Annotated in this window: 17 protein-coding genes and 2 pseudogenes; 9 read left to right on the forward strand and 10 right to left on the reverse strand. The window is 70.4% G+C overall.

Going from position 1 to position 18,129, the window contains the following annotated elements; genetic code table 11:
- Positions 1-42 precede the first annotated feature (42 nt).
- Both JIW86_RS22485 and JIW86_RS22490 read left to right on the forward strand, forming a co-directional pair.
- Positions 43-801, forward strand: coding sequence for a MerR family transcriptional regulator (locus JIW86_RS22485; RefSeq protein ID WP_257555649.1), 759 nt, complete (start codon positions 43-45; stop codon positions 799-801).
- A 119-nt stretch (positions 802-920) separates the two neighbouring features.
- A pseudogene (locus JIW86_RS22490) lies at positions 921-1,577 on the forward strand (DedA family protein); the annotation flags it as partial.
- A gap of 108 nt (positions 1,578-1,685) precedes the next feature.
- On the opposite strand, the gene JIW86_RS22495 reads toward JIW86_RS22490, so the two are convergent.
- Positions 1,686-3,329, reverse strand: a complete 1,644-nt coding sequence (locus JIW86_RS22495) for a threonine/serine ThrE exporter family protein (RefSeq protein ID WP_215141611.1) — start codon at positions 3,327-3,329, stop codon at positions 1,686-1,688.
- Positions 3,330-3,472: 143 nt separating this feature from the next.
- A complete protein-coding gene (locus tag JIW86_RS22500) occupies positions 3,473-3,967 on the reverse strand; it encodes an inorganic diphosphatase (protein ID WP_214947725.1) in 495 nt (164 codons plus the stop codon).
- Positions 3,968-4,112: 145 nt separating this feature from the next.
- Between JIW86_RS22500 and dacB the strand changes: the two genes are divergently transcribed.
- The 7 genes from dacB (at position 4,113) to JIW86_RS22535 (ending at position 12,676) form a co-directional block, all read left to right on the forward strand.
- The gene (gene dacB, locus JIW86_RS22505) at positions 4,113-5,576 is read left to right on the forward strand and encodes a D-alanyl-D-alanine carboxypeptidase/D-alanyl-D-alanine-endopeptidase (protein WP_257555651.1); all 1,464 of its coding nucleotides are present in this window, start codon (positions 4,113-4,115) and stop codon (positions 5,574-5,576) included.
- A 38-nt stretch (positions 5,577-5,614) separates the two neighbouring features.
- The gene (locus JIW86_RS22510) at positions 5,615-6,754 is read left to right on the forward strand and encodes a zinc-dependent metalloprotease (protein WP_257555652.1); all 1,140 of its coding nucleotides are present in this window, start codon (positions 5,615-5,617) and stop codon (positions 6,752-6,754) included.
- A gap of 244 nt (positions 6,755-6,998) precedes the next feature.
- Complete coding sequence (gene tilS, locus JIW86_RS22515; protein WP_257555653.1) at positions 6,999-8,069, forward strand: tRNA lysidine(34) synthetase TilS; 1,071 nt, start codon at positions 6,999-7,001, stop codon at positions 8,067-8,069.
- 65 nt (positions 8,070-8,134) lie between these two features.
- Positions 8,135-8,695: a hypoxanthine phosphoribosyltransferase gene (gene hpt / locus JIW86_RS22520; protein ID WP_037794157.1), complete on the forward strand. Its 561-nt coding sequence runs from the start codon at positions 8,135-8,137 to the stop codon at positions 8,693-8,695.
- 209 nt (positions 8,696-8,904) lie between these two features.
- A complete protein-coding gene (ftsH, locus tag JIW86_RS22525) occupies positions 8,905-10,941 on the forward strand; it encodes an ATP-dependent zinc metalloprotease FtsH (protein WP_257555655.1) in 2,037 nt (678 codons plus the stop codon).
- A gap of 76 nt (positions 10,942-11,017) precedes the next feature.
- Positions 11,018-11,626 (forward strand): GTP cyclohydrolase I FolE, encoded by a 609-nt coding sequence (folE, locus tag JIW86_RS22530; RefSeq protein WP_215141601.1) that lies wholly within the window; start codon positions 11,018-11,020, stop codon positions 11,624-11,626.
- 771 nt (positions 11,627-12,397) lie between these two features.
- The gene (locus JIW86_RS22535; RefSeq protein ID WP_257555656.1) at positions 12,398-12,676 is read left to right on the forward strand and encodes a hypothetical protein; all 279 of its coding nucleotides are present in this window, start codon (positions 12,398-12,400) and stop codon (positions 12,674-12,676) included.
- 4 nt (positions 12,677-12,680) lie between these two features.
- On the opposite strand, the gene JIW86_RS22540 is transcribed toward JIW86_RS22535, so the two are convergent.
- The 8 genes and pseudogenes from JIW86_RS22540 to folP form a co-directional block, all read right to left on the reverse strand.
- Positions 12,681-13,634 (reverse strand): IS481 family transposase, encoded by a 954-nt coding sequence (locus tag JIW86_RS22540; protein WP_257553503.1) that lies wholly within the window; start codon positions 13,632-13,634, stop codon positions 12,681-12,683.
- 121 nt (positions 13,635-13,755) lie between these two features.
- Positions 13,756-14,085, reverse strand: coding sequence for a hypothetical protein (locus JIW86_RS22545; RefSeq protein WP_257552145.1), 330 nt, complete (start codon positions 14,083-14,085; stop codon positions 13,756-13,758).
- Positions 14,086-14,158: 73 nt separating this feature from the next.
- Positions 14,159-15,028, reverse strand: a pseudogene (locus JIW86_RS22550) (IS5 family transposase).
- 54 nt (positions 15,029-15,082) lie between these two features.
- On the reverse strand, positions 15,083-15,571 hold the full coding sequence (locus tag JIW86_RS22555) for a DUF3180 domain-containing protein (protein WP_257555657.1): 489 nt from the start codon (positions 15,569-15,571) through the stop codon (positions 15,083-15,085).
- Positions 15,572-15,625: 54 nt separating this feature from the next.
- Positions 15,626-16,234, reverse strand: coding sequence for a 2-amino-4-hydroxy-6-hydroxymethyldihydropteridine diphosphokinase (gene folK / locus JIW86_RS22560; protein ID WP_215141597.1), 609 nt, complete (start codon positions 16,232-16,234; stop codon positions 15,626-15,628).
- Positions 16,231-16,590 (reverse strand): dihydroneopterin aldolase, encoded by a 360-nt coding sequence (folB, locus tag JIW86_RS22565; RefSeq protein ID WP_215141595.1) that lies wholly within the window; start codon positions 16,588-16,590, stop codon positions 16,231-16,233. Before folB ends, folK begins: the two co-directional genes overlap by 4 nt.
- Positions 16,591-16,721: 131 nt before the next feature.
- Complete coding sequence (locus JIW86_RS22570) at positions 16,722-17,165, reverse strand: nuclear transport factor 2 family protein (RefSeq protein ID WP_215141593.1); 444 nt, start codon at positions 17,163-17,165, stop codon at positions 16,722-16,724.
- Between the two features lie 22 nt (positions 17,166-17,187).
- Positions 17,188-18,060: a dihydropteroate synthase gene (gene folP, locus JIW86_RS22575; protein ID WP_257555658.1), complete on the reverse strand. Its 873-nt coding sequence runs from the start codon at positions 18,058-18,060 to the stop codon at positions 17,188-17,190.
- Between the last annotated feature and the right edge of the window lie 69 nt (positions 18,061-18,129).

The following is an 18,129-nucleotide window of genomic DNA, read 5'->3' on the forward strand; positions in this document are numbered from 1 at the left end:
TACCCAACCGGACGTCGAGGAGGGAAGAGGAGGGAATCGGACATGGGCTACTCCGTGGGCCAGGTCGCCGGATTCGCCGGAGTGACGGTGCGCACCCTGCACCACTACGACGAGATCGGTCTGCTCTCGCCGAGCGGCCGCAGTCACGCGGGTCACCGTCGGTACGACGACGCCGACCTGGACCGGCTGCAGCGGATCCTGTTCTACCGGGAGCTCGGCTTCCCCCTCGACGAGGTCGCGGTCCTGCTGGACGACCCGGAGACGGATCCGCGGGAGCATCTGCGCCGGCAGCATGCCCTGCTGAGCGACCGGATCGCCCGGCTCCAGCAGATGGCCAAGGCCGTTGAGCACGCCATGGAGGCGAAGAAGATGGGCATCAACCTCACGCCCGACGAGCGGTTCGAGGTCTTCGGGGACTTCGACCCCGACGAGCACGCCGCCGAGGCCGAGGAGCGCTGGGGCGGCACCGACGCGTACAAGGAGTCCGCCCGCCGGACCGCCTCTTACACGAAGGAGGACTGGCAGCGGATCATGGCCCAGGCCGAGGGCATCAACCGGAGGTTCGCCGCCCTGCTCGACTCGGGCGCGGACCCCGAGTCCGAGGAGGCCATGGACCTCGCCGAGGAGCACCGCGGCTGGATCAACGGCAGCTACTACTTCTGCACGTACGAGATCCACACCTGCCTCGGTGAGATGTACGTCGCGGACGAGCGGTTCACGGCCTACTACGACGCCGTCCGGCCGGGCCTGGCGGTGTTCGTGCGGGACGCGATCCTGGCCAACGCGGTCCGCAAGGCGTAAGCGGAACGTCACGCACGCGACCCCCTCCGGGCTCTGGAACCGGGTGGGGGTCGTGTGCGTTGATAATTGAGACCGCCCGCCCCGCAGCACGCCCCCCGATCCAGGAGAGTCCGGAACCCGTGTACACGATTGCGCTCGGCCCTGAGTGGCTGTCCCCGGACTATCTGATTTCGCACTTCGGACTGATCGGCATCCTGGTCATCGTCTTCGCGGAGTCGGGACTCTTCGCGTTCCTGCCCGGCGACTCGCTGCTGTTCACGGCGGGTCTGCTGGTCGCCAACGGCGAGTACATCAAGCAGCCGCTGTGGCTGGTCTGCACGCTGATCGTGGCCGCCGCGATCATCGGCGACCAGGTCGGTTACATGATCGGCAAGTACTTCGGGCCGAAGCTCTTCAACCGGCCGAAGTCCAAGGTCTTCAAGCGGGAGAACCTGGACAAGGCGCACGAGTTCATGGACAAGCACGGCCCGAAGGCCATCGTGCTGGCCCGCTTCGTGCCGATCATCCGCACCTTCGCCCCCATGGTCGCGGGCGCCGGCTCGATGAAGTACCGCACGTTCCTGACGTACAACGTCATCGGCGGCATCGGCTGGGGCGCGGGCATCACGATCGCGGGCTACTGGCTCGGCCAGATCGAATTCATCAAGACCAACGTCGAGGCGATCCTGGTCCTGATCGTCCTGCTCTCGCTCATCCCGGTGATCTTCGAGGTGCTGAAGGCCCGCAAGGAGAACAAGGCGCAGGCCGCCGAGGCCCCGCTCGAGGCCGAAGGCCAGACCCCGGGCCAGCGCGGCCGCCACGCGAAGCGCTAGCCGGTCCGGCCATCACGTACGCCCCCGCAGGCCCGCCAGAGCCTGCGGGGGCGTACGTGTACCCCCGGGTGCCTAGAACCCTCGCGTCCGCTTCGCCGCACGGCGCTTCGCGGCGCTGGCCGCCCCCGGGATCCGCATGAACAGCCGGGAGGTCTCCGACCCCAGGTTGACGCCGATCGCGATGGCGAGGGCGATGGCCGCGGCGTTCACCAGCGAGCCGAGGCCCTCGTTCAGCCGGTCCTCGGCGATCAGCAGCAGGCCGTAGTACGTCGCCGAACCCGGCAGCAGCGGGCCGATGGCCGCAGTCGTGTACGGCAGGGCGGAGGCGAAGCGGTAGCGGGAGAAGAGCTGCCCGAACAGGCCCACCAGCCCGGCGGCGATGGCGGTGGACGGCACGGGCGGGATGCCGCCCGCGTAGTGCAGGGCTCCGAAGGTCACCCAGGCGACCCCGCCGTTGAGGGTCACGATCAACACCGTGGACCGTTCCTGCTGGAGCAGGATCGCGAAGGTGAAGACCAGCACCATCGAGGCCGCGATCTGGATCAGCGGCCGCTGCTGGATCTGGAGGACCTCCTCCGGCCGCGGGGAGGCGTCGAACTGCAGGCCGACGTAGAGCACGACCAGCACGCCCATGATGATGCCGATGAAGAGGTACATGACCTCCAGCAGCCGGGCGGAGGCGGTGATGTAGAAGCCGGTCAGCCCGTCCTGCACGGCCGCCACCAGGGCCCGCCCGGGCAGCAGCGCGAACAGACCACCGGTGATCACGGCGGAGGCCTTGACGTCGATCCCCGTCATGTTCAGCGCCACCCCGATCGCGGCGGGCGGCATCGCCGCGACCACGAACTGGTAGAACTCCGGCAGCCCGCGCCCGGCGCACAGCCAGGCCAGCCGGTCGCCGAGGACCGCCCCGAGCGCCGCCGCGAAGAACACCAGCACCCCGCCGCCGACCAGGGTGGAGGCGGCCCCGGCGAGCAGTCCTGCGGAGGCGGTGAGCATCCAGCCGGGGTACGGGTGGCGGTTGCGGCGGATCTCGGCGAGGCGCCGGTAGGCCTCCTCCAGCGAGACGTCGATCTCGTGGGCGCTGATGTCGTCCACCAGCTGGTAGACGGCCGAGAGCCGGTTGTAGTCCGTGCCGCGGCGGCGCACGGTCCGGTTCGCCGACACCGGGTCGTCCACCAGCGAGGGCTGGTGGGTGATCGACAGCAGGGTGAAGGTGACGGTGGGCTCGCAGCGGTCCAGCCCGTAGGAGCGGGTCACCGCGAACATCGCGGCCTCCACGTCCTCGGCGCCCTCGCCGCCCGCGAGCAGGAGCTCGCCGATGCGCAGGGTCAGGTCGAGCACGCGGCCCACGGCGGGCCCGGTCTCGGTATGCCGCTGCACGAGGTCCGGTACGGGCCGTACGTCCACCGGCATGCGCAGCATCGTGCGCATCCGGTCCTGCCAGGGGGACTCCTTCATCCGGACGACGGGGAAGCCCTGGCCCGGAGTGTAGGCCGACGGGGAGTGCGCCGCGCGGTAGGTGGCGGGGGTCGCGAAGGCCGAGCCCTCCTCAGGCTCGGGCTGCACCGGCTCCGCGCCCGCCGGGAGCGCGAACTCCGAGGTCGGCTGATCGTCCTCCGGTGCCTCGGGCTCCATCCCGGGCGGCGGCGTGAAGGCGCTGTGCGCCTCGTCGGACTGGGGCTTCCTGTCCTCGGCCCCGTCGGCCTCCGCCACGCGTCCTCCACTCAGTGATCACCGGCGGTATCAGTATGCGGAACCGTTTCCTCCCCGCGCACACGCAGCCCGGCTCCGAACGCACGGCGGGCGGCACCCCACAAGGGGTACCGCCCGCGAAGTCACCTGCTGCCGCAGCAGCGTCAGTGGTGGCCGCCCTGCGCCTCGAGGCGCTTGTACGAGGCCTCGATCTCGGCCTCGGCCTCGGTGCGGCCGACCCAGTTCGCGCCCTCGACCGACTTGCCCGGCTCCAGGTCCTTGTAGACCTCGAAGAAGTGCTGGATCTCCAGGCGGTCGAACTCGGAGACGTGGTGGATGTCGCGCAGGTGCTCGACACGCGGGTCCGAGGCCGGCACGCACAGCAGCTTGGCGTCGCCGCCCGCCTCGTCCGTCATGTTGAACATGCCGATCGCGCGGCACTTGATCAGGCAGCCCGGGAAGGTCGGCTCGTCAAGGATGACCAGCGCGTCCAGCGGGTCGCCGTCCTCGCCGAGGGTGTTCTCGACGAAGCCGTAGTCGGCCGGGTAGCTGGTCGAGGTGAAGAGGCGACGGTCCAGGCGGATCCGGCCGGTCTCGTGGTCCACCTCGTACTTGTTCCGCGAACCCTTGGGGATCTCGATGGTGACGTCGAACTCCACGTCCTGCTCCTCCATGATCAGCTTCAGCGGTCCGAATCGCTTCGGGACCGCACTTTGATTCAAATACGCGCGCGTCCGGCCCAGCCCAGCCGGGTGGGGTGCCATGCTCGCGGCAAGACGCAGTGGTTAAGTGTCCCTCACGCATATGTGTGATCGCGAAAGGGGCTGGTCCGAGGTGCCATTGATCAAGACGTGGCAGCTCATCGCGGGCTCGGCCGCCGCCGGCCTCGCCCTGTCGGTGGCAGTCGTGACCGCCGCCGGTCCATGGGACTCCGGCCAGCGTAAGGCCGAGCGGGACAGGGCCGCCTCCTGGGGCCCTGCGGGTGGCGCAGATCACGGTGACGGCCCCGGCTCCGGATCCTTCCCGCAGGCCGCTCCCAGCGCCCCCGGGGTGCTCGGCGCGATCGGCCCCGGCGCCCCGCGCCAGGCGGCGGCCGCCCCCGAGGGCCTCGCCGCCGCGCTGCGGCCGCTGCTCGCCGACCCCGCACTCGGCACCGTCCGTACCGCCTCCGTCGTCGACACCGCCACCGGGCAGGTGCTCTACGAGTCGGGCGCGCGGGACGCGATGACCCCCGCCTCCACCATCAAGATCGCCACGGCCGCGGCGGCGCTGGCCGCCCTGGGGCCCGAGCACCGGATCCGGACCGCCGTCGTGCCCGGCGCCGCTCCCGGACAGATCCTCCTCCTCGGCGGCGGCGACCCCTCCCTCACCGCCAAGAAGAAGAGCCCCGCCGGATCGGGCGGCAGCCTCGTCGCCCTCGCCGCCGACACCGCCCGGGCGCTCAAGGCCGCCGGCACCGACAGCGTGAGCGTGGGCTACGACGACAGCCTCTACACCGGGCCCGTCCGCCACCCGATCGGCGACAACCCCAACATCGCTCCCGTCACCGCCCTGACGGCCGACGAGGGCCGCCCCGACGACTCCACCTCCGGGCCCGTGGCGCGCACCGGCGAACCCTCCGGGGACGCCGCCCGCGCCTTCGCCGCCCTGCTGGCCGAGCGCGGCATCAAGGTCACCGGCGAACCCGCCCGGGCCAAGGCGCCCGCCGAAGCCCAGCCGCTGGCGGCCACCCTCTCCACCCCGCTGGCCGGCCTCGTCGAGCGGATGCTGACCAACAGCGACAACGACATCGCCGAGGCCCTCGCCCGGCAGACCGCCCTCGCCTCCGGCCTGCCCGCCAGCTTCGAAGGCGGCGAGAAGGCCGTCACCGCCAAGCTCGCCGCCCTCGGCGTCGACGTCTCCGGCTCCCGCTTCGCCGACGGCAGCGGACTCAACCGGGCCGACAAGGTCAGCAGCGGCCTGCTGACGGGCCTGCTCACCAAGGCCGCCGACCCGCAGCGGCCCGAGCTGCGGCCCGTCCTCACGGGCCTGCCCGTCGCCGGGTTCACCGGGACCCTGCGCGGCCGCAACGCCGGCAGCTCCCCGGCCGCCGGCCTGCTCCGCGCCAAGACGGGCACCCTGACCGGCGTGAACTCCCTCGCGGGCACCGTCGTCGACCGCTCCGGCCGCCTCCTGGCCTTCGCCTTCCTGACCGCCAACAGCGCGGACGGCCCGGCCGCCGAGAAGAGCCTCGACAAGCTGGCCGCCGCGGTCGCGGCCACGCCGTAAGGGGTCCGCCCGCGGGCCGGTCCACGTACGGTTGACGCATGACGAGCATCGGTGGTGCGGAGATGGTCGACTGGAACCTCGCGGTGGCGACCGCGACCCGGCTGGTGCGGCCCGGCCCGGAGGTCAGCCGGGACGAGGCCCGGGCCGTCGTCGCCGAGCTGCGCGGACACGCCAGGACCTCGGAACGGCACGTACGCGAGTTCACCCGGATGATCCCCGACGGGACCGTAATCAACGACACCCCGGTCCTGGTCGTCGACCGGGCCGGCTGGGTCAAGGCCAACGTGGCCGGCTTCCGGCAGCTGCTCCAGCCGCTCCTCGGCAAGATGCAGGACCGCCGCGCGGGCACCCCCGGCGCGACCGTCTTCGGCGCGGTCGGCGGCAAGGTCACCGGCGTCGAGCTGGGCATGCTGCTCAGCTTCCTGGCCTCCCGGGTCCTCGGCCAGTACGAGACCTTCGCGCCGGTCTCCCGCGAGCTGCCCGGCTCCACCGCCGGCGGCGGCCGGCTGCTGCTCGTCGCCCCGAACATCGTGCACGTCGAGCGCGAGCTGGACGTGACCCCGCACGACTTCCGGCTGTGGGTCTGCCTGCACGAGGAGACGCACCGTACCCAGTTCACGGCCGTCCCGTGGCTCCGCGACCATCTCGAAGGCGAAATCCAGACGTTTCTCGGCGCCACCGAAATGGACCCGATGACCGTCCTGGAGCGCCTGCGCGAGGCCGCCCAGTCCTTCGCGGGCGCCCGCCCCGACGCCGAGCGGGGCGACGAGGGCCGCTCCCTCGTCGAGATCGTGCAGACCCCCGAGCAGCGGGAGGTGCTGGGCCGGCTGACCGCCGTCATGTCCCTGCTGGAGGGCCACGCCGACTTCGTGATGGACGGGGTCGGCCCCCAGGTGGTGCCCTCGGTCGCCGAGATCCGCGAAAAGTTCCAGCAGCGCCGGGCCAGCGGCGCCGGCCGCCTCGACGCCGCCCTGCGCAAGGTCCTCGGCCTCGACGCCAAGCTGCGCCAGTACCGCGACGGCGAGCGCTTCGTGCGCGCCGTCGTCGGCCAGGTCGGCATGGACGGCTTCAACCGGGTCTGGACCTCCCCGAACACATTGCCGACCAAGGCCGAGATCGCCAGGCCGGCGGACTGGGTGGCCCGAGTGCACCGCAAGGGGAGCGAAGAGAGCGAATAGGCGTGACGCAGGGGGCGTAAACATGTCTCCTTGGGGGAAGCAGCATCACCCGTCCGAGGGACCGTGGGCCGTGGAAGGGCGTGCGATGCTCGGGGAACGGCTCGGCTCTGTCACCATCGACGCACTCTGAGTGACATACCCGCCCCTGCGGGGGCCGCCCGGCAGCACCCCCGACGCTCCACCCCCCAACGCTCCACACCCCGAAGCCTCCGAGGCATCCGAACTCCATCGAAGGGCACCGGACATGGGTCCCCATCCTGCGGTCGCGGCGATACGCCTGGCGGTCCGCCGCGCACTCCACGACGTCCTCACCGATCTCACCGACCACCCCCGCACTCCGTCCCGGCGGGCCCCCGGCGCCGCCCCCCGCACCCCGGCCGGCACCCCGCCACTCGTCCTCGTCGCCTGCTCCGGCGGCGCCGACTCCATGGCGCTCGCGTCCGCCCTGGCCTTCGAGGCACCCAAACTCGGCATCCGGGCCGGCGGCATCACCGTCGACCACGGGCTCCAGCCCGGCTCCGACCTCCGCGCCGCCGAGGTCGTCATCCGCATGTCCGCCCTCGGCCTCGACCCGGTGGAGTCCGTCGCCGTGCGCGTCGGCCGCGACGGCGGACCCGAGGCCGCCGCACGCGACGCCCGCTACGGCGCCCTGGACGAGGCCGCCGACCGGCTGGGCGCCACCGCCGTGCTGCTCGGCCACACCCGGGACGATCAAGCCGAAACCGTCCTGCTGGGCCTCGCCCGCGGCTCCGGCATCCGCTCCCTGTCCGGGATGCCGGAAGTCTCGGGCGGTCCCGGGCTCTCGGGCCGCAGCCACCGCTACCGCCGCCCCTTCCTCCAGGTCGACCGGCAGACCGCCCGCAAGGCCTGCATGGTCCAGTCCCTCCCCGTCTGGGACGACCCGCACAACATCGACCCCGCCTACACCCGCTCCCGCCTGCGCCACGAGGGACTGCCCGCCCTGGAGAAGGCGCTGGGCAAGGGGGTCGTCGAGGCACTGGCCCGCACCGCCCAGCTCTCCCGCGACGACGCCGACGCCCTGGACGCCTGGGCCGCCGAGGCGGAGACCGGCGTACGGGACGAGGACGGCCGTCTGGAGTGCGCCAAGCTGTACGCCCTGCCCCCCGCCGTCCGCCGCCGGGTGCTGCGCAGGGCCGTGGTCGCCGCCGGTTCCCCCGCGGGCTCCCTCTTCGCCCGCCACATCGAGGAAGTCGACCGCCTCATCACCGGATGGCGCGGTCAGGGCGCCATCAACCTGCCCGGCCGGGTCGAGGCCCAGCGGCAGGGTGGCAGACTGGTCATCCGGCAGGGCTGATTGGTGCTGAAACACGGCTGAGTCCTCCGGGGGCATCCCCGGAGCCCCGGTCGACAACGAAAGTGATGCGGGTGGACGAGAAGGACATGGGCGACGACCTCCAGTCGGTGCTCATCACCAAGGAAGAGATCGACGCGAAGCTGGCCGAGCTGGCCGCGAAGATCGACGCGGAGTACGCGGGCAAGGACCTGCTCATCGTCGGCGTCCTCAAGGGCGCGGTGATGGTGATGGCGGACCTGGCGCGTGCCTTGTCCACCCCGCTCACCATGGACTGGATGGCGGTGTCCTCGTACGGCGCCGGGACCCAGTCCTCCGGAGTGGTGCGGATCCTCAAGGACCTGGACACCGACATCAAGGACAAGCACGTCCTGATCGTCGAGGACATCATCGACTCCGGCCTGACGCTGTCCTGGCTGCTGTCGAACCTGGGCTCGCGCCAGCCGGCCTCCCTCGAGGTCGTCACGCTGCTGCGCAAGCCCGACGCCGCGAAGGTCGCGATCGACGTGAAGTGGGTCGGCTTCGACATCCCGAACGAGTTCGTCGTCGGCTACGGCCTCGACTACGCGGAGAAGTACCGCAACCTGCCGTTCGTCGGCACGCTCGCCCCGCACGTCTACGGCGGCTGAGACAGTCCTCGACGGGGGCGGCCGAACCGGCTGCCCCGACAGGGGAACCCTGGAACGATTCCCGCCGTTGGAGCAGGGGAAGGCGGGTCTGTCAGCCGTCCCACGAGGCCGCGGGTGACAATACAGGGGTACATTCCGAAGAACAGTCTTTACTCACAGCAGCATTTACCTACGGGCAGGAGGGACGGGGTGCCTGGCGCCCCGTATGGATGGACGTGAAGCGATACTTCCGTGGGCCGGTCATGTGGATCGTGCTGGCCGTCCTCGCCGTGGTCGTGTTGATGAATGTCGTCGGCTCCGGCGGCGGCTACAAGTCGGTGGACACCAGCGAGGTCATCAAGGCGATCAACAGTGGCCAGGTGGAGACAGCGAAGCTGACCACCGGCGACAGCCAGATGATCAAGATCGAGCTGGCCCAAGGCCAGAAGCTCGGCAAGCACGACGGCACCAAGTTCCAGGCCAACTACATCGGGGATCAGGGCGTCCAGCTCGCCCAGAACCTCCAGACCAAGTACGAAGCCGGTCAGATCCCGGACGGATACTCCGTCACTCCGGACAAGACCAGCCCGTTCCTGAGCGTGCTGCTCTCGCTCCTGCCCTTCGTCCTCATCGTCGTTGTCTTCCTGTTCCTGATGAACCAGATGCAGGGCGGCGGCTCCCGGGTCATGAACTTCGGGAAGTCCAAGGCCAAGCTCATCACCAAGGACACCCCGAAGACCACGTTCTCCGATGTGGCGGGCGCGGACGAGGCCGTCGAGGAACTCCACGAGATCAAGGAGTTCCTCCAGGAGCCGGCGAAGTTCCAGGCCGTCGGCGCCAAGATCCCCAAGGGCGTGCTGCTGTACGGCCCGCCCGGCACCGGTAAGACCCTGCTCGCGCGAGCCGTCGCGGGCGAGGCCGGTGTCCCCTTCTACTCGATCTCCGGTTCCGACTTCGTCGAGATGTTCGTCGGCGTCGGTGCCTCGCGTGTCCGCGACCTGTTCGAGCAGGCCAAGGCCAACGCCCCGGCGATCGTCTTCGTCGACGAGATCGACGCCGTCGGCCGGCACCGCGGTGCGGGTCTCGGCGGCGGTCACGACGAGCGCGAGCAGACCCTCAACCAGCTGCTGGTCGAGATGGACGGCTTCGACGTGAAGGGCGGGGTCATCCTGATCGCCGCCACGAACCGTCCCGACATCCTCGACCCGGCGCTCCTGCGCCCGGGCCGCTTCGACCGGCAGATCGCGGTCGACCGTCCCGACATGCAGGGCCGTCTGGAGATCCTCAAGGTTCACCAGAAGGGCAAGCCGGTCGCCCCGGACGTCGACCTGGGCGCAGTCGCCCGTCGTACGCCCGGCTTCACCGGTGCCGATCTCTCCAACGTCCTGAACGAGGCCGCGCTCCTCACGGCCCGCTCGGACAAGAAGCTGATCGACAACCACTCGCTGGACGAGGCGATCGACCGCGTCGTGGCGGGCCCGCAGAAGCGGACCCGGATCATGTCGGACCGGGAAAAGAAGATCACCGCGTACCACGAGGGCGGACACGCCCTGGTCGCGGCGGCTTCCCCGAACTCCGACCCGGTCCACAAGATCACGATCCTGTCCCGCGGCCGGGCACTGGGCTACACCATGGTCCTGCCCGACGAGGACAAGTACTCGACCACGCGCAACGAGATGCTCGACCAGCTGGCCTACATGCTGGGCGGGCGCGCGGCCGAGGAGCTGGTCTTCCACGACCCGACCACGGGCGCGGCGAACGACATCGAGAAGGCCACCGCCACGGCGCGGGCCATGGTCACGCAGTACGGCATGACCGAGCGTCTCGGTGCGATCAAGTTCGGCGGCGACAACACCGAGCCGTTCCTGGGCCGCGAGATGGCGCACCCCCGGGACTACTCGGAGGAGGTCGCGGCGCTGGTCGACGAAGAGGTCAAGAAGCTCATCGAGACCGCGCACAACGAGGCCTGGGAGATCCTCGTCGAGAACCGCGACGTTCTCGACAACCTGGTCCTCGCGCTGCTGGAGAAGGAAACGCTGAACAAGGAGCAGATCGCCGAGATCTTCTCCACGATCGTGAAGCGTCCGGCCCGCCCCGCGTGGACCGGCTCCTCCCGCCGCACCCCCTCCACCCGTCCGCCGGTGCTCTCTCCCAAGGAGCTCCAGCTGACGAACTCGGCGAACGGCACGTCGGCGACCACCGCCGTCACGCCGGTCTCCACGGAGAAGGGCATCGAGGTGGCCCCTGAGGACCGCCCCGAAGTCTGATCCACCCGGAATGGAAGCCGCGCCCCCCAGGTTCTAGCCTGGGGGGCGCGGCACTTTTCACAGGAACGAGGAAGCAATGACGGACCCAGTGACCCTGACCGGCGACGAGGGCACGATCGGCGTGTTCGACGAGAAGCGCGCCGAGGCGGCGGTCCGTGAGCTCCTCATCGCGGTCGGCGAGGACCCGGACCGCGAGGGCCTTCTGGAGACCCCGGCGCGCGTGGCGCGGGCGTACAAGGAGATATTCGCCGGCCTCTACCAGAAGCCCGAAGAAGTCCTGACGACGACGTTCGACCTCGGCCACGACGAGATGGTCCTGGTGAAGGACATCGAGGTCATGAGTTCATGTGAACATCATTTGGTCCCATTTCATGGTGTAGCCCACGTCGGCTACATCCCCTCCACCGACGGCAAGATCACCGGTCTGTCGAAGCTGGCCCGCCTGGTGGACGTGTTCGCCCGCCGCCCTCAGGTGCAGGAGCGGCTGACCACGCAGATAGCGGACTCCCTGATGGAGATCCTGGACCCGCGCGGGGCCATCGTGGTCATCGAGTGCGAGCACATGTGCATGACCATGCGCGGGGTCCGCAAGCCCGGCGCGAAGACCATCACCTCGGCGGTCCGCGGCCAGCTCCGCGACCCCGCCACCCGCAACGAGGCCATGTCCCTGATCATGGCTCGCTAACCGGATTGTCAGACCCGCCCGATAGCGTCGTAGATCAGGGGATATCTCTTGATCAGGGGGGCGGGATGGGTGGGCTGCCGAGCAAGCAGATCGTGAATGGGGTCGACGGGGTCGCTCAGGCGAGAACACTCTGCGTGGGCGACCGGCTGTGGACCTTGGAGGGCGACCGGACCGTGCACACGGCCGTTCTGGATGTGATGGCCGTAAAAGCCCGCGAGGTCGTGGATGTCGTAACGGACCGGCAGACGTTCACCGTGGCGCCGGACCAGTTATTGAACACCGTCGACGGGTGGATCCAGGCCCGGGTTGCCGCGGGCAGCGTTGTGGCGTGGACTCCGCCGCGAAAGCTGTGTCGCGTGCGTCCGACGATGCGGCCCGGCTACGAGTTCGGCTACTGGGTGGGTGCCACCTGTGCCGACGGCACTGTCGGCAAGAACTACGTGTCCCTGATCGTCAATGACGAGGACTTCGCGGGCAAGTATGCGAAATGCCTGACCGCGGCCACCGGTCTGCCCGCGCGGCTGGAGCCCGTCACGAGGCCGTCCGGCTACTTACAGCGTGATCTTCCGGGATTCCGGGTACGCGTGGTCTCCTCGTACGTCGCGGACGCCCTACGGCAGTACGCCGGAGGCGATGCCCACCACATGCGGCAGGGTTTCCTCGCGTCGTTCTCAAGGACCTCGCCACCTTCGAGGGCTTCCTGGACGGATACGTGGACGGCGACGGCTTCCGGCACAAGCACTGGCAGGGACGGACGGTCACCAGCGCAATGTGCCCTTCCTGGCGGAGCTGGCCACGATCATCGGAGCCCGCTTCACGCCACTGATCGGGAAGGCGTCGCAGCTGGTGGTCACGGACCGTTGGCAGCGGCGTGGCACCTTCGCCGAGGAGGAGCACCCCATGCACCTCGTGGAGCGGCATACGGCAGAGGTGTCCGAGGTCCGGCCCCACACCGCCACCGGTGCCAAGCCGTTCACGCTGTACACCTACCGCCTCGACCCTCACCCCGGCTTCCTGGTGAACGGGCACCTGGTCCGGGCCCCCGGGTGACGGCCTAGGTGTGTTGTCCGGGCAGGTTGGTGACGCGGCTGGCGGGTGTTTGGCCTTGGATGCCGGTGTGGGGTCGGTGGTAGTTGTACCAGTCGATCCAGTCGGTGAACGCTTCCTGGCGCTGGTGATCTGAGGTGTAGGGCCGCTGGTAGGCCCATTCCTCGAGCAGGGTGCGGTGGAAGCGTTCGACCTTGCCGTTGGTCTGCGGCCGCCAGGGCCTGGTCCAGCGGGGGCTGATGCCCAGATCACTGCAGGTCTGACGCCAGGTGTTCTTGCTGTAGGCCCAGGCGTTGTCGGTCAGGACGCGTTCGACGGTGATGCCCAGGGACGCGAACCAGGCGGTGGCCCGGGCCAGGAAGGCGGCGCAGGTGGGGGCGGTCTCGTCGGGGAGGTCTTCGGTGTAGGCGAGGCGGGTGTGGTCGTCGAGGGCGGTGTGAAGGTAGGCCCAGCCCGCGCCGGTCTTGTTGCGGCGGCCCTCGGCGCGGCCGAGGGCCTGGTGGCCGCCGCCGTCGGGGATCCGGCCGAGTTTCTTGACGTCGATGTGGACGAGTTCGCCGGGCCGCTGCCGTTCGTAGCGGCGGACGGGCTCGCCGGTGGCGCGGTCCAGGGTGGCCAGTGGCGGCAGGCCGTGGCGCATCAGGATGCGGTGGGCGGTGGAGGGCGCGATCCCGCAGCGGGCGGCCAGCCGCAGGGGGCCGATGCGGTGTTCGCGCCGCAGTCGCAGGACGTGTTCCTCGACCGTGGCCGGTGTCCGGGCGGGCTGGTGGTGGGGGCGACTGGTCCGGTCACTCATTCCGGCGACGCCCAGCGTGCGGTAGCGGCCGGCCCAGCGGGCCGCGGTGGTGTGGCTGACCTGGAAACGTTCCGCTGCCCGCCGCACGGGCCAGCCGTCGTCCACGACACAACGCGCCAGGCGCAGTCGTCCGGTCTCGGTCAGCGGGGCATTACGGTGGACCACGAGGGCCTCCTCGGATCGGTGCAGATGTCGCAATCCACACCGAACCCGGAGGCCCTCACCCATTTCAAGAACCCAGCACGCGTGTCACCAACGTCCCGGGACAACACACCTAGGCCGTGTTTTAGAAGTTGCTGGAGTCCTGGGTGGGCCGTCCGGGAAAGTCGCGGGCAGCCATCCAGATGGTGAGGTCGCGGGCGATCCGGTCGATGCTGGTCTCGGTGACGACGTCGTGTTCGCGGCGGGTGGTGTCGCGTCGGACGACCTCGTAGCCGCCTCCGTCCAGGACCGTGACCGAGGTGAACCAGAGAGGGTCGTCTTCGTCGGGCTGGATGACGACGAAGGTGTTGTCCGAGTCGTTGAGGTCGTCGATCAGCATGAACAGCGCGTCCTCGGACGGGTCCTCGATGTGGTCGCCGCTCTCACTCTCGGCCCGGTAGTACGCAGCCCCCATCGGCCCTGTCTCCCCTCAACCTGCTGACCTGATCGCGGCCAGAATGACACGCGGGACCGACACTCCCGGCAGGTCACAGCCATTCGTTGATCGCGGCGATGAGGACGGTGGCTTCGAAACGGACCGCGAGCTTGTCGAACCGGGTGGCCACCGCCCGGTTCCGCTTGAGTCGGTTGATGCCGCACTCGACCGCGTGCCGGGCCTTGTAGTCCTCGCGGTCGAAGGCCGGAGGCCGCCCGCCGACCGTCCCCCGGCGCTTGCGGTGGCCCGCCTGATCGGCAGGTTCCGGGATCGTGCAGCGGATCCCGCGTCGACGCAGATACGCACGGTTGGCGCGTGATGAATAGGCCTTGTCTCCTCGCACCCGCAACGGACGAACTCGGGGTCGGCCCAGCCCGATGCGGGGAACCCGGATGGCTTCCAGCACGGCCGTGAACTGCGGGCTGTCTCCCCGCTGACCTGCTGTGATCAGCAGCGATAACGGCCTCTGTCCCTGTTCGCAGGCCAGGTGAATCTTCGTGGTCCAGCCCCCGCGGGACCGGCCCAGGCCGTGATCGTCCGGTTCGGCCCGGTTGCCGCCGGGCGGTTCCTTCTGGGCTTGGCTGTCCCGCCGGGCGCCGGCGGCGTGCTGATGGACCCGGCAGATCGTGGAGTCGACGTTCACGTCCCAGGTGATCAAGCCGGCGGCGTCCGCCCGGGCCTGCAGCCCGGTCAGGACCGCCGACCAGACACCAGCACGCTACCAGCGACGGAAGAGCCCGTAGACCGTCTGCCACGGACCGTACTCGGGTGGCAGATCCCGCCACGGGGCCCCGGTCCGCACACGCCAGCGGATCCCGTCGATCAACCGCCGCCGGCCGACCGACGGCCTGCCCAGCACCGTGACCGGCAACAACGGCTCCAGCAAAGCCCACTGGTCATCTGAAAGATCCCCTCGCCCCACACCGAGATCATCACGGCACGAGGCGAGACACGGACCCCAGTTCTAAAACACGCCCTAGGCGGCCGTCGCGGGGGCTTTGCCCGGGTCGTCGTCCTCCGGGAGCTTCAGGACGTGTTCCAGGAAGAGGGCGGCGGCGATGACCGCCGCGCCCGCCAGGACCGAGAAGGCGGCGTACCAGGCCTGGTCGCGGCGGGCGGGGACGTCGAGGGAGTCGGTCAGCAGGAAGACGCCCACGCCGCCGTACGCGCCCGCGACGAGGGCCGCGACCAGGGCGCTCGCCTGGCCGAAGACCACCGCGCGGGCCGCCATCAGCGGCTCCACGCCCTTGGCCCCCGGCCGCCGCTCGCGCTGGGCCTTGAGGCGGGAGCGCATCGACAGTGCCGTCGCGAGCAGGATCGCGGCGATGACGCCCAGCACGATCGGCGCGGCCAGCGGAACGCCCGGCAGGGTGCCGTACGCGTTCCACAGGCGGGCACCCGCCCAGGACAGGATCCCGGCGACGACGAAGATCCCCGCCAGAACCCCCGGCCTCAGTTGCTTCACGTGCCCGTTCCCCGCTTTCCGCACTGATCCGTCAGGCAGTCCACAGGGTAACGATTACTCGGGCAGGCGGAGTTCCAGGTCGGGGCGCGGCGTGATGCCGGTGCGGCCGATTCCGGCCAGGAGCGCGTCGACGCCGCCGTGGCCCGGGAGCTGGGCCTCGGGGTCGATGTCGTGCCAGGGGGCCAGCACGAAGGCGCGCTGGTGGGCGCGCGGGTGCGGGAGGGTGAGGACGGGGTCCTCGGAGACCACCTCGGCGTACGAGATGATGTCGACGTCGATCGTGCGGGGGCCCCAGCGTTCCTCGCGGACGCGGTCGAAGGCCTCTTCGATGGCCTGGCCGCGCTCCAGGAGCGAGGACGGGGGCAGCGTGGTCCGCACCTTGACGACCGCGTTGAAGTACGCGGGCTGCGAGCCGGGCTCGACGCCCCACGGCTCGGTCTCGTAGACGGGGGAGACGGCCTTGACCCGCAGGCCCGGGGTGTCGCCGAGGGCGTCGATGGCGCCCTGCAGGGTCTCCAGCCGGTTGCCGAGGTTCGCGCCGAGCGCGATCACGGCCCATTTGGGGTTGGACAGGGTGACGTCCGCCGCGTCGACCTTCTCGACGACCGAGGCGGGTACCGGCTGGACGGTGGGGTCGCTCTGTGCGTTCAGTCCGTTGTTCATGCGCGGCTCCGGGTGATCGTGATGGTCACGTCGTCGAAGGGGACGGTGATGGGCGCGTCCGGCTTGTGGACGACGACCTCCACCTCAGCCACCGCTTCGTGCTTGAGGCACTGCTGGGCGATCCGCTCGGCAAGGGTTTCGATCAGGTCGACCGGCTCTCCCTGGACCACGTCGACGACCTCCTCGGCGACGACCCCGTAGTGCACGGTCTTCGCCAGGTCGTCTCCGGCCGCCGCAGGGCGGGTGTCGAGGTGCAGCACCAGGTCGACGATGAAAGTCTGGCCCTCCTCGCGCTCCCGGGGGAAGACGCCGTGGTGCCCGCGAGCCTTGAGGCCGCGCAGCGCGACACGATCCACGCGAATCACTCCTGCTTTCGTAGGTTCTTCCGGTCCCGGGACTCCCCGGGGCCATGGGCCTACGCCGAGTGCGGTCGGCGTCGTCCGTCTTCGAATTTACCTGCGAAACACCTCGGACCCTGCCGGAGGGGTCAGGAGGCGTCCTCCTCCTCGTCCTCGTCGGACTCCGTGAGCACCGGTGAACCGTGGTGGGACCAGAGCCGCCAGCCCTCGGATGTGCGTCGGAACACATTCGTGGCGACGACCAGCTGGCCTACGAGCGGGCCGAGCTCCCCGCCGTCCTCGGCGGGGCCGCCGCTGAGGATGTTCTCCGTACAGGTCACCAGGGCGGTGTCGCCGATGACGGCCACCTTGATGTCGGTGAGGAAGAACTGGATGTAGTCGGTGTGGGACATGATCAGCGCGTACGAGCGCAGCACCTCGCCGCGGCCCGAGAGCACCGGCCATCCCGGGTGCACGCAGGAGATCTCGTCATCGAGCCAGAGCGCCGACAGTGAGTCGAAGTCCCCCCGCTCCATGGCCTCGTAGAAGGCCGTGTTGACCTCTTCGACCGCTTCGATGTCGGTTCTGCTCACAGGGCTCCTTCTCGGTCGGTGGTCACAGCGCTCCTTCCACGGCCCGGGCCACCCGAACCGCGTCCGCGGTCGCCCGTACCTCGTGGACCCGTACGGCCCAGGCGCCCTGGTGGGCGGCGATGGCGGAGACGGCGGCCGTGGCGGCGTCGCGCTCGCGGGCGGGCGGCGGGGCGGCGTCGGCCGCGCCGGCCAGGACCCGGCCGAGGAAACGCTTCCGCGAGGCGGCGACCAGCAGCGGGAAGCCGAGGGCGCGCAGCTCGGGCAGGTGGGCGACGAGGGCGAGGTCGTGTTCGGCGTTCTTGGCGAAGCCGAGGCCGGGGTCGACGAGGAGCCGCTCGGGGGCGATTCCGCCGGCCACGACCGCGTCGATCCGGGCCCGGAGCTCGGCGGTGACCTCGGCGAGCACGTCCTCGTAGACGGCGAGGCTGTTCATGCCGTCGCTGAAGCCGCGCCAGTGCATCACCACGAAGGGCACCTCGGCGGCGGCGACCGCCGGGATCATCCCGGGGTCGGCGAGCCCGCCGCTGACGTCGTTGACCAGGAGTGCGCCGGCGGCGACGGCCCGGGCGGCGACGGAGGCGCGCATGGTGTCCACGGAGACGGTGACGCCCTCGGAGGCGAGGCCGCGCACCACGGGGACGACCCGGCGCAGCTCCTCTTCCTCGTCGACGCGGGAGGCGCCGGGCCGGGTGGATTCGCCGCCGACGTCCACGAGGTCGGCGCCCTGGGCGACGAGGTCGAGGCCCCGTTTGACGGCCGCGGTGGTGTCGAACCAGCGGCCGCCGTCGGAGAAGGAGTCGGGGGTGACGTTGACGACGCCCATGACCCCGCAGCGGTCCCAGTCCGGCAGACCTGCGACCCGGCCCCTGCCGGTGGCTCCGCGCTTGGTGTTCATAGGTCCAAGGGTAGGGCTGACCTGGATACGGCAGGGCCCCGGCGCCTCTCGGGCTGCCGGGGCCATAGT

It is taken from the genome of Streptomyces sp. NBC_00162, from assembly GCF_024611995.1.
Lineage (GTDB): Bacteria > Actinomycetota > Actinomycetes > Streptomycetales > Streptomycetaceae > Streptomyces.